The sequence below is a fragment of the Thioalkalivibrio sp. ALgr1 genome, from assembly GCF_000378285.1.
Lineage (GTDB): Bacteria > Pseudomonadota > Gammaproteobacteria > Ectothiorhodospirales > Ectothiorhodospiraceae > Thioalkalivibrio.
In genome coordinates this window covers 396,137-421,175 of record NZ_KB905133.1, presented here as the reverse complement: position 1 = coordinate 421,175, position 25,039 = coordinate 396,137, and the positions used below count along the sequence as shown (strand labels likewise).

23 protein-coding genes and 1 tRNA gene are annotated in these 25,039 nt (G+C 64.7%); all 24 read left to right on the top strand.

Annotated features, from left to right (window positions below; translation table 11 throughout):
• Positions 1-36: 36 nt before the first annotated feature.
• The 24 genes from F466_RS0106380 to F466_RS0106265 all read left to right on the top strand — a co-directional run bounded on the left by F466_RS0106380 (position 37) and on the right by F466_RS0106265 (position 25,024).
• Positions 37-393 (top strand): NADH-quinone oxidoreductase subunit A, encoded by a 357-nt coding sequence (locus tag F466_RS0106380; RefSeq protein WP_012982121.1) that lies wholly within the window; start codon positions 37-39, stop codon positions 391-393.
• Positions 384-860 carry an NADH-quinone oxidoreductase subunit B family protein gene (locus F466_RS0106375; RefSeq protein WP_012982122.1) on the top strand — a complete coding sequence of 159 codons (477 nt, stop codon included), beginning with the start codon at positions 384-386 and terminating at the stop codon, positions 858-860. The genes F466_RS0106380 and F466_RS0106375 overlap by 10 nt, the downstream gene beginning before the upstream one ends.
• Positions 861-877: 17 nt before the next feature.
• Entirely contained in the window at positions 878-1,597 is a 720-nt protein-coding gene (locus tag F466_RS0106370; protein WP_018138277.1) for an NADH-quinone oxidoreductase subunit C, read from the top strand.
• Positions 1,590-2,843 (top strand): NADH-quinone oxidoreductase subunit D, encoded by a 1,254-nt coding sequence (locus F466_RS0106365; protein ID WP_018993676.1) that lies wholly within the window; start codon positions 1,590-1,592, stop codon positions 2,841-2,843. Before F466_RS0106370 ends, F466_RS0106365 begins: the two co-directional genes overlap by 8 nt.
• Complete coding sequence (nuoE, locus tag F466_RS0106360) at positions 2,843-3,373, top strand: NAD(P)H-dependent oxidoreductase subunit E (protein WP_018138275.1); 531 nt, start codon at positions 2,843-2,845, stop codon at positions 3,371-3,373. Before F466_RS0106365 ends, nuoE begins: the two co-directional genes overlap by 1 nt.
• Before the next feature lies 1 nt (position 3,374).
• Positions 3,375-4,655 carry an NADH-quinone oxidoreductase subunit NuoF gene (nuoF, locus tag F466_RS0106355; protein WP_018138274.1) on the top strand — a complete coding sequence of 427 codons (1,281 nt, stop codon included), beginning with the start codon at positions 3,375-3,377 and terminating at the stop codon, positions 4,653-4,655.
• Positions 4,656-4,687: 32 nt separating this feature from the next.
• Entirely contained in the window at positions 4,688-7,084 is a 2,397-nt protein-coding gene (nuoG, locus tag F466_RS0106350; protein WP_018138273.1) for an NADH-quinone oxidoreductase subunit NuoG, read from the top strand.
• Positions 7,085-7,097: 13 nt separating this feature from the next.
• Positions 7,098-8,162 carry an NADH-quinone oxidoreductase subunit NuoH gene (nuoH, locus tag F466_RS0106345; protein WP_018138272.1) on the top strand — a complete coding sequence of 355 codons (1,065 nt, stop codon included), beginning with the start codon at positions 7,098-7,100 and terminating at the stop codon, positions 8,160-8,162.
• 10 nt (positions 8,163-8,172) lie between these two features.
• The gene (gene nuoI, locus F466_RS0106340; protein WP_018138271.1) at positions 8,173-8,661 is read left to right on the top strand and encodes an NADH-quinone oxidoreductase subunit NuoI; all 489 of its coding nucleotides are present in this window, start codon (positions 8,173-8,175) and stop codon (positions 8,659-8,661) included.
• A 15-nt stretch (positions 8,662-8,676) separates the two neighbouring features.
• Positions 8,677-9,330: an NADH-quinone oxidoreductase subunit J gene (locus F466_RS0106335; RefSeq protein ID WP_018138270.1), complete on the top strand. Its 654-nt coding sequence runs from the start codon at positions 8,677-8,679 to the stop codon at positions 9,328-9,330.
• Positions 9,331-9,419: 89 nt separating this feature from the next.
• Positions 9,420-9,725 (top strand): NADH-quinone oxidoreductase subunit NuoK, encoded by a 306-nt coding sequence (gene nuoK / locus F466_RS0106330; RefSeq protein WP_012982131.1) that lies wholly within the window; start codon positions 9,420-9,422, stop codon positions 9,723-9,725.
• A 6-nt stretch (positions 9,726-9,731) separates the two neighbouring features.
• The gene (nuoL, locus tag F466_RS0106325) at positions 9,732-11,741 is read left to right on the top strand and encodes an NADH-quinone oxidoreductase subunit L (protein ID WP_018993675.1); all 2,010 of its coding nucleotides are present in this window, start codon (positions 9,732-9,734) and stop codon (positions 11,739-11,741) included.
• A 52-nt stretch (positions 11,742-11,793) separates the two neighbouring features.
• Entirely contained in the window at positions 11,794-13,308 is a 1,515-nt protein-coding gene (locus F466_RS0106320; protein WP_018174736.1) for an NADH-quinone oxidoreductase subunit M, read from the top strand.
• 13 nt (positions 13,309-13,321) lie between these two features.
• Positions 13,322-14,770, top strand: coding sequence for an NADH-quinone oxidoreductase subunit NuoN (gene nuoN / locus F466_RS0106315; protein ID WP_018138267.1), 1,449 nt, complete (start codon positions 13,322-13,324; stop codon positions 14,768-14,770).
• 3 nt (positions 14,771-14,773) lie between these two features.
• On the top strand, positions 14,774-15,118 hold the full coding sequence (locus F466_RS0106310; protein ID WP_018138266.1) for a DUF2818 family protein: 345 nt from the start codon (positions 14,774-14,776) through the stop codon (positions 15,116-15,118).
• A 97-nt stretch (positions 15,119-15,215) separates the two neighbouring features.
• Positions 15,216-15,292: transfer RNA gene (locus F466_RS0106305), tRNA-Met, on the top strand.
• A gap of 201 nt (positions 15,293-15,493) precedes the next feature.
• Complete coding sequence (gene rimP / locus F466_RS0106300) at positions 15,494-15,949, top strand: ribosome maturation factor RimP (protein WP_026182197.1); 456 nt, start codon at positions 15,494-15,496, stop codon at positions 15,947-15,949.
• A 59-nt stretch (positions 15,950-16,008) separates the two neighbouring features.
• Positions 16,009-17,496, top strand: coding sequence for a transcription termination factor NusA (gene nusA / locus F466_RS0106295; protein ID WP_018174738.1), 1,488 nt, complete (start codon positions 16,009-16,011; stop codon positions 17,494-17,496).
• Positions 17,497-17,575: 79 nt separating this feature from the next.
• On the top strand, positions 17,576-20,320 hold the full coding sequence (gene infB / locus F466_RS0106290) for a translation initiation factor IF-2 (protein ID WP_026296423.1): 2,745 nt from the start codon (positions 17,576-17,578) through the stop codon (positions 20,318-20,320).
• A complete protein-coding gene (gene rbfA / locus F466_RS0106285) occupies positions 20,320-20,763 on the top strand; it encodes a 30S ribosome-binding factor RbfA (RefSeq protein ID WP_018138262.1) in 444 nt (147 codons plus the stop codon). Before infB ends, rbfA begins: the two co-directional genes overlap by 1 nt.
• Positions 20,764-20,781: 18 nt before the next feature.
• On the top strand, positions 20,782-21,741 hold the full coding sequence (gene truB, locus F466_RS0106280; protein WP_018993673.1) for a tRNA pseudouridine(55) synthase TruB: 960 nt from the start codon (positions 20,782-20,784) through the stop codon (positions 21,739-21,741).
• Between the two features lie 111 nt (positions 21,742-21,852).
• The gene (rpsO, locus tag F466_RS0106275) at positions 21,853-22,122 is read left to right on the top strand and encodes a 30S ribosomal protein S15 (RefSeq protein WP_012982141.1); all 270 of its coding nucleotides are present in this window, start codon (positions 21,853-21,855) and stop codon (positions 22,120-22,122) included.
• A 125-nt stretch (positions 22,123-22,247) separates the two neighbouring features.
• Entirely contained in the window at positions 22,248-24,335 is a 2,088-nt protein-coding gene (gene pnp / locus F466_RS0106270) for a polyribonucleotide nucleotidyltransferase (protein WP_018138260.1), read from the top strand.
• A gap of 65 nt (positions 24,336-24,400) precedes the next feature.
• A complete protein-coding gene (locus F466_RS0106265; RefSeq protein WP_018649005.1) occupies positions 24,401-25,024 on the top strand; it encodes a class I SAM-dependent methyltransferase in 624 nt (207 codons plus the stop codon).
• Positions 25,025-25,039 lie beyond the last annotated feature (15 nt).

The following is a 25,039-nucleotide window of genomic DNA, read 5'->3' as shown; positions in this document are numbered from 1 at the left end:
ACCGACCCGCCCGAGGGCGGTGTACGGGAGAGAGACATGCTGGAAGGTTATCTACCCATCCTGCTGTTCATCGCAGTGGGGATCGTGATCGGCATCGTGCCGCTGGTGGTCGGGATGGCCGTCGGGCCGCGCAAGCCCGACGCCGCGAAGAATTCGCCATACGAGTGCGGCTTTGAGGCCTTCGAGGACTCGCGGCTGAAGTTCGATGTGCGCTTCTACCTGGTCGCGATCCTCTTCATCATCTTCGATCTCGAGATCGCATTTCTCTTCCCGTGGGCGGTATCGCTGGATGCCATTGGCCTGTTCGGGCTTCTTGCGATGGCCGTGTTTTTGCTCATTCTGGTCGTCGGATTCATTTATGAGTGGAAGAAGGGGGCGCTGGAATGGGAATAGAAGGCGTTCTTGAAAAGGGCTTCGTCACCACCTCGGCTGACAAGCTCATCAACTGGGCCCGTACCGGCTCCCTGTGGCCGATGACCTTCGGGCTCGCCTGCTGTGCGGTCGAGATGATGCACGCCGGTGCCGCGCGCTATGACCTCGACCGCTTCGGGATCATCTTCCGGCCCAGCCCGCGCCAGTCCGACGTGATGATCGTCGCCGGCACGCTGGTCAACAAGATGGCGCCGGCGCTGCGCAAGGTGTACGACCAGATGCCTGAGCCGCGCTGGGTGATCTCCATGGGCTCCTGCGCCAATGGCGGCGGCTACTACCACTACTCCTATGCCGTGGTGCGCGGGTGCGACCGCATCGTGCCGGTGGATGTCTACGTGCCGGGCTGTCCGCCCACGGCCGAGGCACTGCTCTACGGCATCATCCAGCTGCAGAACAAGATCCGGCGCACGAACACCATCGCGCGCTGACGCACCCGGGGTTTCAGATGGCTGAACAAGACAACTGGATCGACGCCCTGCGGGCGGAACTGGGCGACGCCCTGGAGACGGTCACCGAGGCCTATGACGAGGTCACGGTCGATATCCGGCCGGAGTCCTGGCGCGAGGCCGCCGAGAAGCTGCGCGACGCGTTCGGCTTCGAGATGCTGATCGACCTGTGTGGAGTGGACTATCTCGAATACGGCCAGGACGAGTGGGGCACGGAGTCCGCGACCAACACCGGTTTCTCCCGCGGGGTCGAGGCGGCCACCTCCGGGCGCTTCACGTTCGACGACGCGCCGGAAGACAGCCTCTGGGACGGGCCACGCTTCACCGTGGCCGTGCAACTGCTGTCGATCCAGCACAATCGTCGCCTGCGTATGCGCGCCTGGCTGGCCGATGACGAATTCCCCGAGATCGAGTCGCTGGTGGAGGTCTGGGCCTCGGCCAACTGGTTCGAGCGCGAGGCCTTCGACCTGTTCGGGATCCTGTTCTCCGGGCACCCGGACCTGCGCCGCATCCTCACGGACTACGGCTTCGTCGGTCATCCGTTCCGCAAGGACTTCCCGCTGGTCGGTCATGTGGAGATGCGCTACGACGCCGAACAGGCGCGCGTGGTGTACCAGCCGGTGACCATCGAGCCGCGTGTGCTGGTGCCCAAGGTGATCCGCGACGACCATCGCTACAGCGAGGGCGAGAAGCCAGGCGAAGGAGCCGAGAATGCCTGAGATTCGCAACTTCACCCTGAACTTCGGGCCGCAGCATCCGTCCGCCCACGGCGTGCTGCGCCTGGTGCTGGAGATGGATGGCGAGGTCGTGCAGCGCGCCGACCCGCATATCGGCCTTCTTCACCGCGGGACCGAGAAGCTCGCCGAGAGCAAGCCGTACAACCAGTCGATCGGCTACATGGACCGCCTCGACTATGTGTCGATGATGGCCAACGAGCACGGCTACGTGCTGGCGATGGAAAAGCTGCTCCAGATCGAGGCCCCGCTGCGGGCACAGTACATCCGGGTAATGTTCGACGAGATTACCCGCATCCTGAATCACCTGATGTGGCTGGGCGCCCACGCGCTGGATATCGGCGCGATGGCGGTGTTCCTGTATGCCTTCCGCGAGCGCGAGGACCTGATGGACTGCTACGAGGCGGTCTCGGGTGCGCGCATGCACGCGACCTACTACCGTCCGGGTGGGGTCGCGCGCGACCTGCCGGGGACCATGCCGCAGTACCAGCCGTCCTCCTGGAAATCTCAGGAAGTGGTGGACGACCTGAACAAGGTTCGCCAGGGCTCGCTGCTGGACTTCATCGAGGCCTTTACCGAGCGCTTCCCGGGCTGCGTGGACGAGTACGAGACCCTCCTGACCGACAACCGTATCTGGAAGCAGCGCACCGTGGGTATTGGCGTGGTCGAGCCCGAACGTGCCCTGCAGCTGGGCTTTACCGGCCCGATGCTGCGCGGGTCCGGGATCGAGTGGGACCTGCGCAAGAAGCAGCCCTACGAGGTCTATGACCGCCTCGATTTCGACATCCCGGTGGGCGTCAACGGCGACTGCTACGACCGCTACCTGGTGCGCATCGAAGAGATGCGCCAGTCCAACCGCATCATCCGCCAGTGTGTGGACTGGCTGCGCCAGAATCCGGGCCCGGTGCTGCTCGAGGATCACAAGATCACCCCGCCGAAGCGCGAGGAGATGAAGGCCGACATGGAGGCCCTGATCCACCACTTCAAGCTGTTCACCGAGGGGATGTGCCTGCCGGAAGGCGAGGCCTATGCCGCGGTCGAGCATCCGAAGGGCGAGTTCGGCGTGTATCTGGTCTCGGATGGTTCCAACAAGCCCTATCGCCTGAAGGTCCGTCCGCCGGGCTTTGTGCACCTGTCCGCGCTGGACGAGATGGCGCGTGGCCACATGCTGGCCGACGTGGTCGCGATCATCGGGACCCAGGACATCGTATTCGGGGAGATCGACCGCTGATGGCTGCCGAACAGAAAACCGTCGCCTTCCACAAGCCCGCCGGCAAGAAGGTGGAGCTCAGCCACCACGAGCGCGAAGAGATCGACGCCTGGGTGGCGCGCTATCCGGACGACCAGAAGCGCTCCGCGGTTCTCGGCGCCCTGCGCGCAGTGCAGCACGAGGACGGCTATCTCTCTACCGCGAAGATGGACGCCGTGGCCGAGTACCTCGGCCTGCCGGCGATCGCGGTGTACGAGGTCGGCTCGTTCTACTCGATGTACGAGCTGGAGCCGGTTGGGAAGCACACCATCATGGTGTGCAACAACATCTCCTGCATGCTGCGCGGCTCGGAACAGATCATCGAGCACCTGGAGAATCGTCTCGGCATCAAGCTCGGCGAGAGCACGCCGGACGGCAAGTTCTACCTGAAGATGGAAGAGGAGTGCCTGGCGGCCTGCTGTGGTGCCCCGATGATGCAGGTAGACCACGTCTACTACGAGAATCTCACCCCCGAGAAGGTGGACGAGATTCTTGACGGTCTGGAGAAGTAGCATGGCCAACCAGATCTGCTTTGCGACCCGCTACCTGGACGACCCTGCCTCGCTCGAGACCTACAAGAGCGTCGGCGGCTACCAGGCGCTGGAGAAGGTCTACAAGGGCAAGATGGCCCCCGAGGACGTGATCGAGGAGGTCAAGGCCTCCAACCTGCGCGGCCGCGGCGGGGCGGGCTTCCCGACCGGGCTCAAGTGGTCGTTCATGCCGCGCAACACCCCGGGCCAGAAGTACATCGTCTGCAACTCGGACGAATCCGAGCCGGGCACCTGCAAGGACCGCGAGATCCTGATGTACAACCCGCATGCCCTGATCGAGGGCATGGCGATCGCCGGCTACGCGATCGGCGCGACCGTGGGCTACAACTACATGCGCGGCGAGTTCATGGACGAGGTGAACACGCGCTTTACGGCAGCCCTGAAAGAGGCCTACGACGCCGGTTATCTCGGTAAGGACATCTTCGGTTCCGGGGTCGATTTCGATCTCCACCCGTCGCTGGGCGCCGGCGCCTACATCTGCGGCGAGGAGACGGCTCTGCTTGAGTCGCTGGAAGGCAAGAAGGGCCAGCCGCGCTTCAAGCCGCCGTTCCCGGCCAACTACGGCCTGTACGGCAAGCCGACCACGATCAACAACACCGAGTCACTGGCCTCGATCCCGGCGATCATCCGCAACGGCGGGCAGTGGTTCGCCGATCTGGGGGTGCCCAAGTCCGGTGGCGAGAAGCTGTTCTCCGTCTCCGGACACGTGAACAAGCCAGGGAACTACGAGATCCCTCTGGGCACGCCTTTCAAGGACCTCCTGGAGATGGCCGGTGGCGTGCTGAACGGGCGCAAGCTGAAGGCCGTGATCCCCGGCGGATCGTCGGTTCCGGTGGTCCCGGGCGATGTGATGCTGAAGGCCAACATGGACTTCGACTCGATCGCCCAGGCCGGGTCCATGCTGGGCTCCGGCGCGGTGATCGTGATGGATGAGACCGCCGACATGGTCAAGGCCCTGCAGCGCATCTCGCGCTTCTACTTCTCCGAGTCCTGCGGCCAGTGCACGCCCTGCCGCGAGGGGACCGGCTGGCTCTATCGCATGCTGACCCGCATCGTGGAAGGGCAGGGCCGTCCCGAGGATCTGGAGCGCCTGGACGACGTGGCCAGCAAGATCGAGGGGCATACCATCTGCGCCCTGGGCGATGCCGCGGCGATGCCGGTGCGCAGCTTCATCAAGCACTTCCGCCACGAATTCGAATACTACATCCAGCACGGTCGGAGCCCGGTGGCAGACGCCGCCTGACGCCCCCCGCGCATCCGCAGCAGGAATCGAGCATGAGTCAGGATCAGAAGCAGGATCTGGTCAGCATCGAGATTGACGGCCGCACGATCGAGGCGCCCAAGGGCTCCATGCTGATCGACGTGGCGGACGATGCCGATATCCGCATTCCGCGGTTTTGCTACCACAAGAAGCTGTCGGTGGCGGCGAACTGCCGTATGTGCCTGGTCGAGGTGGAGAAGGCACCCAAGCCGCTGCCCGCCTGCGCGACCCCGGTCATGGACGGGATGAAGGTCTACACCCAGTCTCCACTGGCGCTGCGCGCGCAGAAGGGGACCATGGAGTTCCTGCTGATCAACCATCCACTGGACTGCCCGATCTGCGATCAGGGTGGTGAGTGCGAGCTGCAGGACGTGGCCATGGGCTACGGCGACAGTGTGTCCAAGTACACCGAAGCCAAGCGCGTGGTGAAGGACAAGGATATCGGTCCGCTGATCGAGACCGAGATGACCCGCTGCATCCATTGCACCCGCTGCGTGCGCTTTGGCGAGGAGATCGCCGGCGTGCGCGAACTGGGCGCGACCGGGCGTGGCGAGCATATGCGCATCGGCACCTACGTAGAGAAGACCGTGGCCCACGAACTGTCGGGCAACGTGATCGACCTGTGCCCGGTTGGCGCGCTGACCGCCAAGCCGTCGCGCTACACCGCGCGTGCCTGGGAGCTGTCGCAGGCCGCGACCATCGCCCCGCACGACGCGGTCGGTTCCAACCTCCACCTGCATACCCACGACGGGCGCGCAATGCGCGTGGTCCCGCGCGACAACGAGGCGGTCAACGAGACCTGGATCTCCGACCGCGACCGTTTCAGCTACACCGGCCTGTACGCCGAGGATCGCCTGACCCGCCCGCGCATGAAGGTGGACGGCCAGTGGCAGGACGTCTCCTGGGAGACCGCGCTGAGTTATGTCGTCGAGGGCCTGAAGGAGACTGCCCCCGACCGCATCGGTGCGCTGCTGTCGCCGTCGCTGTCGGTGGAAGAACACTACCTGGCGCAGAAGGTCCTGCGCGGCATGGGCGTCACCGATATCGATCATCGGCTGGACCAGGTGGATTTCTCCGACGAGGCGGCCGCGCCGCTGTTCCCGTACCTGGGCGCGGCCATTAGCGATCTGGATACGGCCGATGCCGTGCTGCTGGTGGGCTGCAATCCGCGCCGCGAACAGCCGCTGCTCGCCCATCGCCTGCGCAAGGCGGCCTCGCGCGGGGCGCGGGTCAGCCTGATCAATGACATGCTGCTGGATCTGACCTATCCGGTTCAGGCCCAGCTGGTCGGCCACGAGCGCGATCAGGTCATGGCCCTGGCGGGTGTGGCCGGGCAACTGGCCGCCGCCGGCAAGTCGCTGCCCAAGAAGCTGGAAAAGGTCGTCAAGGCCGCCGAGGCCGATGACGCCGATACGCGGGCCGCGTTCGAACACATTGCCAAGTCGCTGCTGGATGCCGAGCAGGGCCATGTCCTGCTGGGCCAGGTCGCGATCCACGGGCCGGCCTTTGCGACCCTGCGCGCCCTGGCCGGCTGGATCGCCAAGCACACCGACGCCCGTCTGGGATACCTGCCGGCCGGCGCCAGTGCCGCGGGTGCCTGGCTGGCCGGCGTGCTGCCGCACCGCGGCCCGGCCGGGGCCGAAGTCGAGGTCGCCGGCCGGAACGCGGCCGAGATGCTGGCCGAGGGTCGGGATGCCTTCGTGGTCGCCGGTATCGAACCCGGGCGTGACGGGGCCGATCCGGTTGCGCTGCGCGCCGCGCTCGAGAAAGCCGGCTTCGTGGTCGCACTGAGCGCCTATGCCAATACGGATCTGGAAGCCGTGGCCGATGTACTGCTCCCGGTTGCCACCAGCTTCGAGAACTCCGGGACCTTCGTGAACGCCGAGGGCCGTTGGCAGAGCTACCGTGCCGCGGCCCGCGCGCAGGAAGACACTCGCCCCGGCTGGAAGGTCTGGCGCGTGCTCGGGAATCTGCTGGAACAGCGCGGCATGGACTATCTCGACTCGCGCGCGGTGCGTGACGAGCTGAAGGGCCTTCTGGCGGATGCCAATTTCGATACTGCGGTCAACATGAACAAGGCGCAGATTTCCATTCCGGAGCCGGCGCAGGGCGACCTGTATCGCGTGCAGGCGGCGGGGCTCTACAGCACGGATGCTCTCGTGCGCCGTGCCGAGCCACTGCAGACCAGCCCCGAGGGCCAGCTGGCCGAGTGCGTGATCGTGCATCCCGAATCCGCCGGCGGGCTTGATACCGGCTCGCGCGTGAAGCTGCGCCAGGCCGGCGCCGAGACGGAGCTGACCCTGATCCTGGACGACGCCGTGCCGGTAGGCCTGGCGGTGACCTTTGCGGGCTCGACGGCCATGGGCCGATTGGGCGCCCCGAACGCCACGGTCACGCTCGCGCGTGCCTGAGGGAACGTAAGACATGTTCGACTGGATGATGAACCTCTACAGCAGCCTGCCGACGGTGATGCAGATCCTGATCGGCATTCAGCTGATCGTGATCCCGCTGATGCTGGCCGTGGCCTACACGACCTTCGCCGAACGCAAGGTGATCGGCTATGCGCATGTGCGCGTCGGGCCGAACCGGGTCGGGCCGCGCGGCTGGCTGCAGCCGATCGCGGATGCGCTGAAGCTGCTGACCAAGGAGGTCATCCTCCCGACCAATGCCAACCGCTTCCTGTTTCTGAGTGCCCCGGTGCTGACCATCGCCCCGGCGCTGGCCGCCTGGGCGGTAATCCCGTTCTTCGATGGCGGGGCGCTGGCCAACGTCAATGCCGGGCTGCTGTACCTGCTGGCGCTGACCTCGCTCGGCGTATACGGGATCATCATCGCCGGCTGGGCCTCGAACTCGAAGTATGCGCTGCTGGGGTCGCTGCGTTCGGCCGCGCAGCTGGTCTCCTACGAAATCGCGATGGGTTTTGCCCTGGTCGGCGTGCTGATGGCTGCCGGCACGCTGAACGTGGGCGGCATCATCGAGGCGCAGTCGGGCAGCATGTACCACTGGTTCCTGCTGCCGCTGCTGCCGCTGTTCTTTGTGTATTTCATCTCCGGGATTGCCGAGACCAACCGCGCGCCGTTCGACGTGGCCGAGGGCGAATCCGAGATCGTCGCGGGTTTCCACGTCGAGTACTCGGGCATGGCGTTCGCCGTGTTCTTCCTGGCCGAATACGCGAACATGATCCTGATCTCGGCCCTGACCGCGATCCTGTTCCTCGGCGGCTGGCTGTCGCCCTTCCAGGGCATCCTGCCGCAAGCGGCCTTTGACCTGCCGGTCATCGGTGCGTTGCTGGATCATGGCATCCACTGGTTCTTGTTCAAGACGGCGGTGTTCCTGTTCGCCTTCTTGTGGTTCCGTGCCACTTTCCCGCGCTATCGCTATGACCAGATCATGCGTCTTGGCTGGAAGGTGCTGATCCCGGTGACCATCCTCTGGCTGTTTGTCGAGGGCGTGCTGGTCGCGTTCAACGTCGGCCCGTGGTTCGCCTGAGGAGTTCGTGATGAAAGCGTTCCGCCGATACCTGAAGAGTTTTCTGTTCTTTGAACTGCTGCTGGGGTTGCGCCTGACCGGGCGTTACCTGCTGAGCCGCAAGTTCACCGTGCAGTACCCGGACGAGAAGACCCCGATGTCGCCGCGTTTCCGCGGGCTGCATGCGCTGCGCCGCTACCCGAACGGCGAGGAGCGCTGCATTGCCTGCAAACTGTGCGAGGCGGTCTGCCCGGCGCTGGCGATCACGATCGACTCCGAGGAGCGCGCGGACGGCACGCGCCGCACGACGCGCTACGACATCGACCTGTTCAAGTGCATCTTCTGCGGCTTCTGCGAAGAGGCCTGTCCGGTGGATTCCATCGTCGAGACGCACATCTTCGAGTACCACTTCGAGAACCGGGGCGAGCAGATCATGACCAAGGACAAGCTCCTGGCCATTGGTGACCGCTTCGAGAAAGAGATCGCCGAGGCCCGTGCGATCGACGCCCCGTACCGGTAACGCAGGGACCGCCCCATGACCTTCGAGTTGATCCTTTTCTATCTCTTCGGCGCGATCCTGCTGGGCGGTGCCCTGGCGATGATCAGTGTGCGCAACCCGGTGCACGCGGCCCTGTTCCTGGTGCTGTGCTTTGTCGCCGCGGCCGCGATCTGGCTGCTGGCGGAGGCGGAGTTCCTCGGCATCGTGCTGGTGCTCGTCTACGTTGGCGCGGTGATGGTGCTGTTCCTGTTCGTGGTGATGATGCTCGACATCAACCTCGCCAAGCTGCGCGAGGGCTTCACCGAATACCTGCCGGTGGGCATCGTGGTCGCGGTAGCGATGGCCACCGTGCTGGTGGCCGTGATTACCCGCTACATCACGATGGATGTGCCGGAGCGCGCAGGGCCGGAATACGCCAACACCGAGGCCCTGGGCGCGATCCTCTACACCGAATACGTCTATCCGTTCGAGATTGCGGCGGTGATCCTGCTGGTGGCGATCATCGCGGCGATCTCGCTGACCATGCGCAAGCGTCCGGACAACAAGTCGATCGATCCAGGCCAGCAGATGGCGGTCTCCCGCGAGGGTCGGGTCCGCATGGTCTCCATGGCCTCCGAGAAGAAGAAGTCCCCGCGTCGTGCTGCCCAGAGCAGCGATGCGGATGGACAGCAGGACGACTCGTCGAAATAGGCAATCCGAGTAACAAGGCATTCCGGCCAGAGGTCGGGACCCGGACACCGGGGGCGGATGCCGCCCCCGAAAGAACTCAGGGCTAGAACATGATTACGCTAGAGCACTACCTGGTGCTGGCCGCGCTGTTGTTTTCGATCAGTGTGGCCGGGATCTTCCTGAACCGGAAAAACGTGATCGTTCTGTTGATGTGCATCGAGCTGATGCTGCTCGCGGTGAACATCAATTTCATTGCCTTCTCGTTCTTCCTGCAGGACCTCGCGGGCCAGGTGTTCGTGTTCTTCATCCTGACCGTCGCCGCGGCCGAGGCGGCCATCGGCCTCGCCATCCTGGTGTTGCTGTTCCGGAATCGCGGAACCATCAACGTCCAGGACCTGGACGCAATGAAGGGATAACGGGCCATGGATACGATCTATCTACTTATCGTCCTGGCGCCGCTGTTCGGCGCGATCATCGCCGGCCTGTTCGGGCGTCAGATCGGCCGCACCGGGGCGCACAGCGTCACCATCCTCGGGGTGTCGATCTCGTTCATCCTGTCGGTGGTGGTCTTCTGGGCCCACGTGTTCGGTGACGCCGGGGTCTACAACGAAACCGTCTACACCTGGATGGTCTCCGACGGCATCCAGTTCGAGGTCGGGTTCCTGGTCGACAACCTGACCGCGATGATGATGCTGGTCGTCACCTTCGTCTCGCTGATGGTGCACATCTACACCATCGGCTACATGAAGGACGATCCGGGCTACCAGCGCTTCTTCGCCTACATCTCGCTGTTCACCTTCTCGATGCTGATGCTGGTGATGGCGAACAACTTCATGCAGCTGTTCTTTGGCTGGGAGGCCGTGGGCCTGGTCTCCTACCTGCTGATCGGCTTCTGGTACAAGCGGCCGACCGCGATCTACGCGAACATGAAGGCGTTCATCGTCAACCGGGTGGGGGACTTCGGGTTCCTGATCGGGATCGCCGCGCTGGTGTTCTACACCGGCAGCCTGAACTACACGGATGTGTTCGCCGAAGGTCAGTCGATGAGCGAGGCGACCATCACCATCTGGCCGGGCTGGACCTTCGGCCTGCTGGATCTGGCGCTGATCTTCCTGTTCATCGGTGCGATGGGTAAATCCGCCCAGGTGCCGCTGCATGTCTGGCTGCCGGACTCGATGGAAGGCCCGACCCCGATCTCCGCGCTGATCCACGCGGCGACCATGGTGACCGCGGGTATTTTCATGGTGGCGCGCATGTCGCCGCTGTACGAGTTCTCCGTCCCGGCGCTGTCGTTCATCCTGATCATCGGGGCGATCACCGCGTTCTTCATGGGCCTGATCGGGCTCGTCCAGAACGACATCAAGCGGGTGGTGGCGTATTCGACGCTGTCGCAGCTGGGCTACATGACCGTGGCGCTGGGCGCCTCCGCCTACGCCGCCGGCCTGTTCCACCTGATGACGCATGCCTTCTTCAAGGCGCTGCTGTTCCTGGCCGCGGGCTCGGTGATCATCGCGATGCACCACCTGCAGGACATGCGCGCGATGGGTGGGCTGCGCCGGCACATGCCGATCACCTACGTGACCGCGCTGATCGGCTCGCTGGCGCTGATCGGGTTCCCGTTCTTCTCCGGGTTCTTCTCCAAGGACGCGATCATCGAGGCGGTCGGCTACTCGCAGATCCCGGGGGCGACGTTTGCCTACTGGCTGGTGCTGGCCGGGGTGTTCGTGACCGCGTTGTACACCTTCCGCATGTTCTTCATGGTGTTCCATGGCGAGGAGCGCTATGACCAGGCGCACAAGTACATGCCCGACCATGGCGATGACCACGACGACGAACACGGCGATGATCATCACCATGGCCCGCTGCAGCCGAAGGAATCGCCGTGGGTAGTCACTCTGCCGCTGGTCCTGCTGGCGATCCCGTCGGTGGTGGCCGGCTACTTCATCGGCCCGATGCTGTTCGGCGACTTCTTTGCCGACAGCCTGTTCGTGCTGCCGGAGCAGGACGTGCTGGCGACCAAGGGCGAGACCTACACCGGCGTGATCGGCTTTGTGCTGCATGGGCTGATGCTGCCCGCGTTCTGGCTCGCGATGGCGGGTCTGGGCACGGCCTGGTACCTGTACATGAAGCGGCCCGAGCTGCCGAGCGTGATCGCCGAACGGCTGAAGCTGGGCGTGCGCATCCTCGAGGACAAGTACGGCTTCGACCGCTTCAATGACTGGTTCTTCGCCGGCGGCAGCGTCCGCCTGGGGCGTGCGCTGTGGCGCTACGGTGATGCTCTGATCATCGACGGGCTGCTGGTCAATGGTACCGCGCGCTCGGTCGGCTGGATTTCGGCGCGCATCCGCCACATGCAGTCCGGCTTCCTCTACCACTACGCGTTCGTGATGATCATCGGCCTGCTGGTCCTGATGTTCGCCTTCGTGATCTGAGCGGCTTCGACACCCATGCGCTCGAAGCCCATCGCTGTTTCAAGGAACGACCATGTTTGCTGACTGGCCTATCTTGAGTCTGTTGATCTGGCTGCCGATTCTCGGCGGCTTCCTGGTGCTTGCCGCCGGGCGCGACGCGCCCCATGTGGCGCGGCGGCTCGGGCTCGCGGTGGCCGTGGCGACCTTTGTGGCCAGTTTGCCGCTGTGGTTCACGTTCGAGCGTGGCACCGCGGACATGCAGTTCCAGGAACTGGCCTCGTGGATCCCGGCGTTCAACGTGAACTACCACCTCGGGGTGGACGGCATCTCCATGCCGTTGATTCTGCTGACCACACTGATCACCGTGATCGTGATCGTTGCGGCCTGGGAGTCGGTGAAGGACCGGATCGCCTACTACATGTCGGCCATGCTGGTGATGGAAGGCCTGATGATCGGCATGTTCGCGGCGATGGATGCGGTGTTGTTCTACGTGTTCTTCGAGGCGATGCTGATCCCGATGTTCCTGGTGATCGGGATCTGGGGCGGGCCGCGGCGCGTCTATGCGACCATCAAGTTCTTCCTCTATACCTTCCTGGGCTCGGTGTTCATGCTGGTTGCGCTGATCTGGATGTACATCCAGTCCGGCAGCTTCCTGATCCAGGACTTCCATGCCCTGCAGATCGGCATGACCGCGCAGATACTGATCTTCCTCGCGTTCTTTATGGCGTTCGCGGTGAAGATCCCGATGTTCCCGGTGCATACCTGGCTGCCGGATGCGCATGTGGAAGCGCCCACCGGCGGCTCGGTGATCCTGGCGGCGATCATGCTGAAGATTGGGGGCTACGGCTTCCTGCGCTTCTCGTTGCCGATCACGCCGGATGCCTCGGCGGTGCTGGATACGCTGATGATCGTGCTGTCGCTGATCGCGATCGTCTACATCGGCCTGGTGGCGCTGATTCAGAGCGACATGAAGAAGCTGATCGCCTATTCGTCGATCGCGCACATGGGCTTTGTGACCCTGGGCTTCTTCCTCGCCTTCTACATCTACCGCAACACCGGTGACTGGGAAGGGGCCTCGCTGGGTATTGCCGGCGGCATGGTGCAGATGATCTCGCACGGCTTTATCTCCGCGGCGATGTTCCTCGCGGTGGGCGTTCTGTACGACCGTCTGCACAGCCGACAGATCTCGGACTACGGCGGTGTGGTGAACACCATGCCCTGGTTCGCCGCGTTCTTCGTGCTGTTCGCGATGGCCAATACCGGCCTGCCGGGTACGTCCGGGTTCGTGGGCGAGTTCATGGTCATCCTGGCCGCGTTCAAGGCGGACTTCTGGATTGCCTTCCTCGCTGCGACCACGCTGATCCTGGCCGCCGGCTATACCCTGTGGCTGGTCAAGCGCGTGATCTTTGGCGCGGTGGCCAACGACAACGTGGCCGGTCTCTCCGACATGAACCGCCGCGAGTTCTTCCTGATGGGCGTGCTGGCCTTCTTCACCCTGCTGCTGGGTGTGTGGCCGGCGCCGCTGCTGGATGTGATGAACGCGACCATCGACCACCTCGTGGCGCATATCGCGCACTCGAAGCTCTGAACGGACGCCTGACATGACTTTCGAGATCCCCAACTTCCTCCCCGCCGTGCCCGAGATGTTCGTGCTCGGGATGGCGTGCCTGATCCTGGTGATCGACGCGTTCCTGCCGGATTCGCGGCGCGACATCACCTACGGCCTGGTGCAGGCGACCCTGGTCGCGGCTGCCGGCCTGACCCTGTGGATGATGGGTCCGGAGACGGTGCTGACCTTCTCGGATACCTTCGTGAAGGACCCGATGGCGGACGTCCTGAAAGTCGCGGTCTACGTGACCAGCTTCCTGGTGTTCCTGTATGCGCGTCCGTACCTGATGGAGCGCGGGATCCACAAGGGTGAGTTCTACATCCTGGGCCTGTTCGCGGTGCTCGGGATGATGATCATGATCTCCGGGCACAACCTGCTGACGCTGTACCTGGGGCTGGAGCTACTGTCGCTGTCGTCCTATGCACTGGTCGCGTTCTGGCGCGACAACACCCGCGCGACCGAGGCGGCGATGAAGTACTTCGTGCTGGGCGCGCTGGCCTCCGGTCTGCTGCTCTACGGCATGTCGATGATCTACGGCATGACCGGCTCGCTGGATATCGCGGTCATTGCCGCTGAGCTGACGGCGGCGGACGAGAGCCTGAACATCCCGCTGGTCTTCGGTCTGGTGTTCCTGGTGGTCGCGATCGCGTTCAAGCTGGGGGCGGTGCCGTTCCACATGTGGGTGCCGGATGTCTACGACGGTGCCCCGACCGCGGTGACGCTGTTCATCGCCACGGCGCCGAAGATCGCCGCGTTCGCCTTCCTGATGCGCCTGCTGGTGGAGGGTATGGGCCCGATGCATGCCGACTGGCAGGGCATGTTCGTGATCCTGGCCGTGCTGTCGCTGGCGGTGGGCAACGTGATCGCGATCGCGCAGACCAGCATCAAGCGCATGCTGGCCTACTCGACCATCGCCCATGTCGGCTTCGTGTTCATGGGCATCCTGGCCGGGACTGACAGCGGCTACGCCTCGGCGATGTTCTATGTGATCGTCTATGCGATCACCGCGGCCGGTGGCTTCGGCATGATCGTGTTCCTGTCGCGCAAGGGCTATGAGGCGGACCAGATCGATGACTTCAAGGGCCTGGCCAAGCGCAACCCGTGGTTCGCGTTCATCATGCTGCTGCTGCTGTTTTCGATGGCCGGGGTGCCGCCGACAGTCGGCTTCTACGCCAAGCTGGCGGTGATCCAGGCCGCGGTGGGCGCGGATCTGGTCTGGCTGGCGATTGTCGCCGTGATCTTCTCGATCATTGGGGCCTTCTACTACCTGCGCGTGGTCAAGATGATGTTCTTCGACGACCCCCGCGAAGACGCGCAAGAGCCGGTGCAGCCCTCGGGGGCGCTGGCCACCGCGCTCAGCATTAACGGATTGGCGGTACTGCTTCTTGGAATTTTTCCGGGGCTGCTGTTGTCTGTCACCCACTACGCAATCATGGGCTAAGTCGTGACACAGTGGATTCCATTTGAAGTTCTGGTCTGGGGTTTTGTCGTCGTTGCCTTTATTTCGGCAAACCTGCCCTGGCTGACCGAACGCATCGGCCTGATGGTCCTGCCGGCCAGTGGTGTGAAGGGCCCCTGGACCCGTATCTTCGAATGGGTCGGGCTTTATCTGCTGGTGGGGCTGATCGGCAAGGGCCTGGAGTTTCAGGCGACTGGAGGCATCCACACGCAGGGTTGGGAGTTCTACGTGATCACCCTGTCGTTGTTCGCGGTGTTCGCGCTGCCCGGATACATCTGGCGCTACGATCTCCGGCAGCATCTGCGGACTCGCGCGCACCGTTCGCGGTAAGGGGTACGGCCGGGTGCGAGGGGGCTTGGAATCAGGAAAAATCTCGCTCTTTTCCTTGCAGCCCCCAACCCGCTTTGTTATAGTTTCGCGTCTCGGATGCGGGGTGGAGCAGTCTGGCAGCTCGTCGGGCTCATAACCCGAAGGTCGCAGGTTCAAATCCTGCCCCCGCTACCATTTTTCAGAGAGGCCCCATATGGGGCCTTTTTGTTAGGCAGGTCCGTTGTGGCGGTCTTGCCGGGCTGCGCTCCCGCGCGCCAAGCAGTCAGTCTGACTGGCTGCGCTCATCGCTGAGGTGTTCGAGGGGCGTTTATCGCCCTTTTTTTGTTTCCGGGCCCAGGAAAGGGCCAGTTCGTGAATCGTTCCGAGTGGAGTCAGGTGGCGGAAAAGCCCGAACAACTGAAGGCACTGCTGGCCCCGGTGGTCGAGGGGCAGGGGTTTGTGTTCTGGGGATTGGAGTACCACCCCGGTTCCAAGCCCGTGATGCTGCGCATCTACATCGACAGCCCCGAAGGGGTCACGGTGGATGACTGCGCGCTGGTGAGCGACCAGGCCGGTGCCGTGCTCGAGGTCGAGCAGGCGCTGCGCGGCAACTACACCCTGGAGGTCTCCAGTCCGGGTATCGAGCGGCCGCTGTTCACGCCCGACCAGTACCGGGGATATATCGGACACCCGGTGAAGGTGCGGTTGAGTTGGCCGGAGCACGGGCGGCGGAATTACCGTGGCACGCTGATCGGCGTGGACGAGGAAATGATCGAAGTCGAGGTCGACGGCACGGGCTACGAACTGCCGTTGAACGCTATCCACAATGCGCGGGTCCTGGAACAGCTGTAGACCGGCGCGCGGTTTTTGTTGAATCGGCGGGTAACCGCCGAGGTGCGGAGAGACAAGAGATGAACAAGGAGATCCTGCTGGTCGCGGATGCCGTGGCGAACGAGAAGGGTGTCGACAAAGACATTATTTTCGATGCCCTGGAATCGGCATTGGCCATGGCGACCCGCAAGTATCACGGTGGCAAAATGGACGTGCGCGTGAGCATCGACCGTGAGGAAGGTGACTACGACGCGTTCCGTCGCTGGACCGTGGTCGATGACGAGGACCCCGAGTTCGAATCACCGGAGTACCAGATCCTCCTTTCGTATGCGCAGCAGAAGAACCCCGATGCGCAGGTCGGTGACGTGATCGAGGAGCCGGTGGAGGCCGTGGATTTCGGCCGTATCGCCGCGCAGACCGCGAAGCAGGTGATCGTGCAAAAGGTGCGCGAGGCCGAGCGCGCCAAGGTGGTCGAGGAGTACCAGGACCGCGTGGGTACGCTGGTAATGGGTATCGTCAAGCGCACCGACCGCAACGGCACTTACGTCGATCTCGGCAACAACGCCGAGGCCCTGATCCCGCGCGAACACATGATTCCGCGCGAGACCGTGCGCACCAATGACCGCCTGCGCGGCTATCTCAAGGAGATCCGTCCCGACGCGCGCGGGCCGCAGTTGATCCTGAGCCGGAGCGCGCCGGAGTTCCTGATCGAGCTGTTCAAGCTTGAGGTGCCGGAGGTTGGGCAGGAGATCATCGACATCATGGGCGCGGCGCGTGACCCGGGCCAGCGTGCGAAGATCGCCGTGCGCTCCAACGACCCGCGTCTGGATCCGGTCGGCGCCTGCGTCGGCATGCGCGGTTCGCGTGTGCAGTCGGTGTCCAACGAGTTGGCCGGCGAGCGCATCGACATCATCGTCTGGGACGAGAATCCGGCTCAGTTCGTGATCAACGCGATGTCCCCGGCCGAGGTCCTGTCGATCGTGGTGGACGAGGACAAGCAGTCGATGGACATCGCGGTCGAAGAAGACAAACTCTCCCTGGCCATCGGCCGTGGCGGACAGAATATCCGGCTGGCCTCCCAGCTGACTGGCTGGGAGCTGAACGTAATGACCGAGGAGCAGGCGGCCGAGAAGAGCGAGGCCGAGGCCCAGCAGCTAGTGACCTTCTTTATGGAGGCGCTGGATGTGGATGAGGAAGTGGCCGGCATCCTGGTGCAGGAGGGCTTCAGCACGCTGGACGAGGTGGCGTATGTCGATGAGGCCGAACTGCTGGCGATCGAGGAGTTCGACGAGGACATCGTGGGCGAGCTGCGCAGCCGCGCCAGCGACGCCCTGCTGACCCGAGCGATCGCGGGCGGCGAGAACTACCAGCCCGCGGAGGACCTGCTGAACATGGACGGCATGACCCAGGGCGTGGCCAACAAGCTGGCCTCGCATGGTGTCTGCACCATGGAGGACCTCGCGGAGCAGGCAGCCGACGACGTGGTCGAAATGACCGGATTGAGCACGGAAGAGGCGTCCGAGCTGATTATGACGGCGCGCGCCCCGTGGTTTGAAACCGGGGAATAACCCCGGACGAAGAATCGCGAAGCCCGTGTGACAGGCCGTCGGCTGGCCTGAAAAGAATATGGAATGGAGGTAAGGCGCCATGGCGCAAATGACAGTGCAGCAATTCGCGGAATCGGTTGGGAAGCCGGTAGACCGCCTCATGGAGCAGCTCAAGGAGGCGGGCGTCGAGGTGGATGGCCCGGAAGCGGCCATCACCGATGCCGAGAAGCGCAAGCTGCTCGATCACCTCCGGCAGTCGCACGGGGAGAGTGAGGGTGGCCGCGTGACGCTCAAACGGCGCGCCCAGGCCCAGACCCTGAAGGTGAGCTCCGGGCCCGGACGCTCCAAGACGGTCAATGTTGAGGTGCGAAAGAAGCGCACGATCAAGCGCAAGCCAGCCGAGGAGCCCGTCGAGGCCCCGACCGAAGCCCCGGTCGAGGTCGAAGCTGTGCCGACCCCGGAGCCGACCGCCGAACCGACCCCGACTCCGAAGGAAGTCCCGGCTGAGCCGGCGGCCGAGGAGCCCAAGCCGGAGGAAGTCGAGGTCGAGGAGCCCGCCGCCCCTGAAGTCGAGGCTGCTGCGGAAGAACCGGTTGAGGCTGAGGCCAGCGAAGAGGCCGAAGCACCGGAACCCGAGGCTGAGCCCGAACCCGAACCCGAACCCGAGCCGACCCCGGCTAAGCCGAAGCGCCCGCTGAGCCGGACCGAACAGCTTGCCTTGCAGGTCGAGGCCGAACGCGATGCCCAGCGCAAGGCGCTGGAGGCGCGCAAGCAGGAAGAGGTCGAACGTGGCGAACGCCAGAAGCGCCGCCAGAAGGAACTGGAGGCTCAGGAGGCCAAGCGCGAGAAAGAAGAACAGGCACGCCTCGAGCGCGAGGCGGCCCAGCGTCAGGCCACCGCCGAGGCCGAAGCCGGCAAGACCGCGGCCGGCGCCGGCAAGGGTCGCAAGACGCGCAAGGACGACCGCAAAGAGCTGCATGTCGCTGGGGATCGTCGTGGTCGGCGCAAGAAGGGCGAGGGCCGCAAGGCGCAGTCCGCCGCCGCGCAGGCCGTTGCGAGCAAGCATGGTTTTGCCAAGCCGACCGCGCCGGTTGTCCGCGAGGTCGAGGTGCCGGAGACGATCACGGTCTCCGAACTGGCCCAGGCGATGGCGATCAAGGCGCCACAGCTGATCAAGGCCCTGATGGGTATGGGCGTGATGGCGACCATCAACCAGTCCATTGACCAGGACACTGCGATGCTGGTGGTCGAGGAGATGGGCCACACGCCGGTCGCGGCGAAGGAGACCTCGGTCGAGGACGAGATCGACACCGGTCTGGAGCAGACGGCGGAGGCCAAGGCGCGCCCGCCGGTCGTCACCGTGATGGGTCACGTCGACCACGGCAAGACGTCTTTGCTGGACTACATCCGGAAGGAGAAGGTCGCCTCGGGCGAGGCTGGGGGTATTACCCAGCACATCGGTGCCTACCACGTGGACAATGGCCACGACGGCGTGACCTTCCTGGATACCCCGGGGCATGCCGCGTTTACCGCGATGCGTGCCCGTGGCGCGCAATCCACCGACATCGTGATCCTGGTAGTGGCAGCGGATGACGGCGTAATGCCGCAGACGCTCGAGGCGATCCAGCACGCGAAGGCGGCGGGCGTCCCGATCGTGGTCGCGGTCAACAAGATCGACAAGCCGGAGGCCGAACCCGAGCGCGTGATGAACGATCTCGCCCAGCACGAAGTGATCCCCGAGGCCTGGGGTGGCGATACGCAGTTCATCAACGTCTCGGCGCATACCGGCGAGGGCATCGACCAGCTGCTGGAGGCCCTGGGCCTGCAGGCCGAGGTGATGGAACTGAAGGCCCCGGCCGAGGGCCCTGCGCGGGGCGTGGTGATCGAGTCGCGCCTGGACAAGGGGCGTGGCCCGGTGGCGACCATCCTGGTCCAGTCCGGCAAGCTGAAGCATGGCGATATCCTGCTCTCGGGCAAGGAATACGGTCGCGTGCGGGCAATGTTCGACGACACCGGAAAGTCGGTGAAGGAGATCGGTCCGTCCATGCCGGTCGAGGTCCTGGGTCTGTCCGGTGTGCCGGAGGCCGGGGACGAGGTTCTGGTGGTTGCGGACGACAAGACCGCCCGCGAGGTCGCCGAGCACCGCGACGCCAAACAGCGCGAGCGCAAGCTGGCCGCGCAGCAGGCAGCCAAGCTGGAGAACATCTTCAACCAGATGCAGGAAGGCGAGATCGCGACCGTGAACATCCTGATCAAGGCGGATGTTCAGGGCTCGGCCGAGGCGCTGCGAGAGTCGCTGATCAAGCTGTCCACCGACGAGGTGCGCGTGAAGGTGGTCTCCGCCGGTGTCGGCGGGATCTCCGAGTCCGACCTCAACCTGGCGATGGCCTCCGAAGCGATCGTGATCGCGTTCAACGTGCGTGCCGATGCGGGCGCCAAGCGCCTGGCCGCCGAGAACGAGATCGACGTGCGTTATTACTCGGTGATCTACGAGGCGATCGACGACGTGAAGCAGGCGCTGTCGGGTCTGCTGTCGGCCGAGATCCGCGAAGAAGTCGTGGGCCTCGCCGAGGTGCGCGATGTGTTCAAGGCCTCCGGCTTTGGCCAGGTCGCCGGCTGTCTCGTGGTCGAGGGTGCGGTCAAGCGGGGCAACCCGATCCGCGTGCTGCGCGACAACGTGGTGATCTACGAAGGCGAACTCGAGAGCCTGCGTCGCTTCAAGGATGACGTGAACGAGGTCAAGGCCGGTACCGAGTGCGGTATCGCGGTGAAGAACTACAACGACGTGAAGGCCGGTGACCAGATCGAGGTCTTCCAGCGCGTCGAGGTGGCTCGGAGCCTCTGATGCCCGGGAATCGCGACTTCCATCGTTCCGATCGGGTCGGTGACCAGATCCAGCGCGAGCTGGCGGAACTGATCCGTCTGGAGGTCAAGGACCCGCGCGTGGGGATGATTACGCTGGCGGATGTCGAGGTCTCGCGGGATCTCGCCCATGCCAAGGTGTTCTTTACCCAGCTGGGTGGCGAGGAGAAAGGCCGCGAGGCACAGCAGGGACTGAATCACGCGGCAGGATTCCTGCGCCGTGCGCTCGGTCAGCGGATGCGGCTGCGTAGCGTGCCCCAGTTGCGGTTTGTCTACGACGACACGCCGGAGCGCGGGGCTCGTATGTCCTCTCTGATCGATCAGGCCCTGGCCGAGGATCGCGCGCATCATGCCGATTCGGATGGGGGCGACAGCGGTGACAATGGTGGGTCCGAGGACCCGAAGGACCCGGGCCGCGAGGCCTGATCCCGGCCGGTTTCCTTGATGGCGCGCGCACGTCGCGAGGTCGACGGTATTCTGCTGCTGGACAAGCCCCGCGGGCCGAGTTCTACCCAGATCCTGGGGCGCGTGAAGTACCTGTTGCAGGCCAAGAAGGCCGGTCATACCGGGGCGTTGGACCCGCGTGCGACCGGCCTTTTGCCGTTGTGTTTCGGTCAGGCGACCAAGGTCTCGGGCTGGCTGCTGGACGCCGACAAGCACTACATCGCGGAGGCGCAGCTGGGGGTCGAGACCGATAGTGCGGATCTCGATGGCGCGGTCATCCGCGAGGCGCCGGTGCCGGCCGTCGAGCCGGAGCAGCTGCGGGTGCTGGAGCGGCGGTTCAGCGGGGCGCAGGAGCAGGTGCCTCCGATGGTCTCGGCCCTCAAGCACGATGGCAAGCGGCTCTATGAGCTGGCGCGCAGGGGCGTGGAGGTGGAGCGTCCCCCGCGGCCCGTGCAGATCCATGCCCTGTCGATCGAAGTCATCTCGCCCGAGCGGCTGCGCATCGATGTGCGCTGCAGCAAGGGCACCTATGTGCGCTCTCTGGTGGCCGACATCGGGCATGCGCTGGGTTGCGGGGCGGCGGTCGACAGCCTGCGGCGCATCGGGCACGGCCCATTCGAGGCCGCCGCGATGGTAACGATGGAGCAGGTGGAGGCCGCATTCGAAGCGGGTGGTGCGGCCGCGATCGAGGCCATGCTGCAGGCCCCGGAAACGGCGCTAGGGCACTGGCCCTCGGTTTCCCTCAATGCACAGGCCAGCGCGGCCATGCGCCATGGCCACGCAGCGGGTGCCGAGGCGATCGAGTCCCAGACCCCGGGTGCAGAAGGCGCGCCGGCCGAGGCCGAAACTGGCTGGCCGCTGGTGCGGGTGTATGACGCCGAGGGCGGCTTTCTGGCGGTGGGGTCGCGCGAACCGGACGGCCGGGTGCGGCCCCGCCGCCTGTTTGTCGCGGCGTCCTGACGACGCCGCGGTTCTTTCTATTCAAGGCCGGTACGTCGTGCTAACATTGCGCGCCTATCGCCAGCGCCACTGGTCGATTAACGGTCAAGTAATCTCAGGAGTCAGGTTTTCATGTCGCTCACTACCGAAGAAAAATCGGCCATCGTCGAGAAGCACAAGCGCGATGCCAACGACACCGGTTCGCCGGAAGTCCAGGTCGCGCTGCTCACGGCCCGCATCCAGCATCTGATGGGGCATTTTGAAAAGCACAAGCAGGACCACCACTCGCGTCGCGGGCTGCTGAAGATGGTCAGCCAGCGGCGCAAGCTGCTGACCTATCTCAAGCGCAATGACCAGGACCGCTATCAGGCCCTGGTTCAGGAGCTTGGCCTGCGCCGCTAAGGCAGGCACAACGGGCCCGCGCCACTGGTGCGGGCCCGTTCAGTTTCAGGGGCGGCCGCGCAGGGGCGCTGGTCGGCCCATCGCAAGCAAGACCGATGCACGCATTACGGGAAACGGGATATAACGTGGCACACAAGAAGTCGTTCCAGTACGGAAACCATACCGTCACCTTCGAGACCGGTGACATCGCCCGCCAGGCCAGTGGCGCCGTCCTCGTCAACATGGCCGAGACCGTGGTCCTGGTGACCGCCGTCGCGCGCAAGGAGGCCGAGCCAGGTCGCGACTTCTTCCCGCTGACCGTGAATTATCAGGAACGGACCTACGCCGCCGGCAAGATCCCGGGTGGTTTCTTCAAGCGCGAAGGCCGTCCGAACGAAAAGGAGACGCTGACCTCGCGCCTGATTGATCGTCCGATCCGCCCGCTGTTCCCCGAGGGTTTCAAGAACGAGACCCAGATCGTGGCCACGGTCATGTCGATCAACCCCGAAGTCGATCCCGATATCCCCGCCCTGCTGGGCGCCTCCGCCGCGCTGGCGCTGTCCGGTGTCCCGTTCGCGGGCCCGATCGGGGCCGCGCGCGTCGGCTATCGTGCCGGTGAGTACCTGCTGAACCCGACCTACAGCGCCCTGGAAGACTCCGATCTCGACCTGGTCGTGGCGGGCACCGAGCATGCCGTGTTGATGGTCGAATCGGAGGCCAGCGAGCTCTCCGAGGAGGCGATGCTGGGCGCGGTGATGTTCGGCCACGAGCAGATGCAGGCCGCGATCCAGGCGATCAAGGAACTGGCGGCTGAGGCCGGGAAGCCGGCCTGGGACTGGCAGGCACCGCCGTCCGAGGCGTCGCTGGAAGACCGCGTCAAGGAGGCCGTGGGCAACGACCTCGTCGAGGCCTATCAGATCGCCGAGAAGCAGGCGCGTACCCAGCGCATTAGCGAGCTGCGCAGCCAGGCCGTCGACGCGATCGCCAGCGAAGACGAGTCCGGGCCGAGCGCGGAAGACGTGAAGACGGCATTCCACGATCTCGAGTACCGCCTGGTGCGCGACCGCATTCTGGATGGCAATCCGCGTATCGACGGACGCGACAACAAGACCGTACGCCCGATCGGCGTCCAGACCAGTGTGCTTCCGCGTACGCACGGCTCGGCGGTGTTTACCCGCGGCGAGACTCAGGCGCTGGTCGTGGCCACGCTGGGCACGGATCGCGACGCCCAGGTGATCGATGCGATCGAGGGCGAGCGCCGTGACCGCTTCATGCTGCACTACAACTTCCCGCCCTATTGCACCGGCGAGACCGGTTTCGTTGGCTCGCCCAAGCGCCGCGAGATCGGGCATGGGCGCCTGGCCAAGCGTGGGGTGGCGGCCGTAATGCCGAAGGTCGAAGAGTTCCCCTATGTGGTGCGCGTGGTCTCCGAGATCACCGAGTCCAATGGGTCCAGCTCCATGGCGTCCGTTTGTGGTACCTCGCTGGCACTGATGGATGCGGGCGTGCCGCTGAAGGCCCCGGTCGCGGGGATCGCGATGGGCCTGATCAAGGAAGGCGAGCGCTTCGCCGTGCTGTCGGACATCCTGGGCGACGAGGATCACCTCGGCGACATGGACTTCAAGGTGGCCGGTACCACCAATGGTGTGACCGCGCTGCAGATGGACATCAAGATCGACGGGATTACCCGCGAGATCATGGAGCAGGCGCTGGCGCAGGCGCGCGAGGGCCGGATGCACATCCTTGGCTGCATGAACGAGGTGCTGCCGAGCCACCGCGAGGAGATGTCGTCCCACGCGCCGCGCTTCATCACCATGAAGATCAACCCGGACAAGATCCGCGACGTGATCGGCAAGGGCGGGGCGACGATTCGTGCCCTGACCGAGGAGACCGGTGCGACGATCGACATCCAGGACGATGGCACGGTCAAGGTCGCCTCCACTGACCAGGCCGCCGGCCTCGAGGCCAAGCGCCGTATCGAGGAGCTGACCGCCGACATCGAGGTCGGCCGTCAGTACACCGGCAAGGTCGCGAAGATCATGGACTTCGGGGCGTTTGTCTCCATCCTGCCGGGCCGTGATGGCCTGGTGCACATCTCGCAGATCTCCGACGAGCGGGTGGAGAACGTGGCGGACTTCCTGTCCGAGGGCGACTCGGTCACCGTGAAGGTGCTGGAAGTAGACAAGCAGGGGCGCATCCGCCTGAGCATGAAAGCGGTCGAGTCCGAGGCCTGATCTGGGCTCCGTCACGCAACGGGCACCCTTGGGTGCCCGGCCATCGGTATTCGGGACGTAACGGCATGGATCTGGTCAGTATCCGCAAGAGCTACAAGCGCTACGCCCGCCACTACGACGCCACCTTCGGGCGGGTGTTCGCAACCGGTCGCGAACGCGCCCAGGAGACCCTGGCGCCGCTGTCCGGCAAGCGCATACTCGAGGTGGGTGTGGGTACCGGACTCTCGCTGCCGGACTATCCGGACGACTGCGAGATCGTCGGGATCGACGTCTCGCGCGAGATGCTGGATGTCGCACGGGGCCGCCTGAATGGTGGGCTCCCCGCGGTCTCCGGCCTGTGCGAGATGGACGCCGAGCAGCTTGCGTTCGCCGACAGCAGCTTTGATGCGGTGGTCGCGATGTATGTCGCCACCGTGGTGCCCAACCCGGATCGGCTGTTTGCCGAGATGTGGCGCGTTTGCCGTCCGGGCGGGCAGATCCTGGTGATCAACCACTTCGCGTCTAGGCAGTGGCTGCTGCGCGGGTTCGAGCGCTGTCTGCGCCCGTTGTCGCGCGCGGTCGGCTTCCGACCGGACATGGAGTTCGAGGACTTCGTGAGCGTGACCGGTCAGGAACCGGCGATGGTGGCCCCCGCCAGCCTGTTCGGATATTGGAAGCAGGTGGAGTTCCGCAAGCCCGCGCACGCCTGATGCTGGCGGCGGGCT

What these genes read in the sequence shown, in the direction of transcription:
- nuoF (WP_018138274.1), top strand. Translation starts at nt 3,375, where the DNA reads ATGGCCAACCAGATCTGCTTTGCGACCCGCTACCTGGACGACCCTGCC.
- F466_RS0106370 (WP_018138277.1), top strand. Translation starts at nt 878, where the DNA reads ATGGCTGAACAAGACAACTGGATCGACGCCCTGCGGGCGGAACTGGGC.
- F466_RS0106375 (WP_012982122.1), top strand. Translation starts at nt 384, where the DNA reads ATGGGAATAGAAGGCGTTCTTGAAAAGGGCTTCGTCACCACCTCGGCT.
- nuoH (WP_018138272.1), top strand. Translation starts at nt 7,098, where the DNA reads ATGTTCGACTGGATGATGAACCTCTACAGCAGCCTGCCGACGGTGATG.
- F466_RS0106320 (WP_018174736.1), top strand. Translation starts at nt 11,794, where the DNA reads ATGTTTGCTGACTGGCCTATCTTGAGTCTGTTGATCTGGCTGCCGATT.
- nuoI (WP_018138271.1), top strand. Translation starts at nt 8,173, where the DNA reads ATGAAAGCGTTCCGCCGATACCTGAAGAGTTTTCTGTTCTTTGAACTG.
- F466_RS0106335 (WP_018138270.1), top strand. Translation starts at nt 8,677, where the DNA reads ATGACCTTCGAGTTGATCCTTTTCTATCTCTTCGGCGCGATCCTGCTG.
- rbfA (WP_018138262.1), top strand. Translation starts at nt 20,320, where the DNA reads ATGCCCGGGAATCGCGACTTCCATCGTTCCGATCGGGTCGGTGACCAG.
- nuoE (WP_018138275.1), top strand. Translation starts at nt 2,843, where the DNA reads ATGGCTGCCGAACAGAAAACCGTCGCCTTCCACAAGCCCGCCGGCAAG.
- rpsO (WP_012982141.1), top strand. Translation starts at nt 21,853, where the DNA reads ATGTCGCTCACTACCGAAGAAAAATCGGCCATCGTCGAGAAGCACAAG.
- F466_RS0106365 (WP_018993676.1), top strand. Translation starts at nt 1,590, where the DNA reads ATGCCTGAGATTCGCAACTTCACCCTGAACTTCGGGCCGCAGCATCCG.
- F466_RS0106380 (WP_012982121.1), top strand. Translation starts at nt 37, where the DNA reads ATGCTGGAAGGTTATCTACCCATCCTGCTGTTCATCGCAGTGGGGATC.
- truB (WP_018993673.1), top strand. Translation starts at nt 20,782, where the DNA reads ATGGCGCGCGCACGTCGCGAGGTCGACGGTATTCTGCTGCTGGACAAG.
- nuoL (WP_018993675.1), top strand. Translation starts at nt 9,732, where the DNA reads ATGGATACGATCTATCTACTTATCGTCCTGGCGCCGCTGTTCGGCGCG.
- F466_RS0106265 (WP_018649005.1), top strand. Translation starts at nt 24,401, where the DNA reads ATGGATCTGGTCAGTATCCGCAAGAGCTACAAGCGCTACGCCCGCCAC.
- infB (WP_026296423.1), top strand. Translation starts at nt 17,576, where the DNA reads ATGGCGCAAATGACAGTGCAGCAATTCGCGGAATCGGTTGGGAAGCCG.
- nusA (WP_018174738.1), top strand. Translation starts at nt 16,009, where the DNA reads ATGAACAAGGAGATCCTGCTGGTCGCGGATGCCGTGGCGAACGAGAAG.
- nuoG (WP_018138273.1), top strand. Translation starts at nt 4,688, where the DNA reads ATGAGTCAGGATCAGAAGCAGGATCTGGTCAGCATCGAGATTGACGGC.
- nuoK (WP_012982131.1), top strand. Translation starts at nt 9,420, where the DNA reads ATGATTACGCTAGAGCACTACCTGGTGCTGGCCGCGCTGTTGTTTTCG.
- nuoN (WP_018138267.1), top strand. Translation starts at nt 13,322, where the DNA reads ATGACTTTCGAGATCCCCAACTTCCTCCCCGCCGTGCCCGAGATGTTC.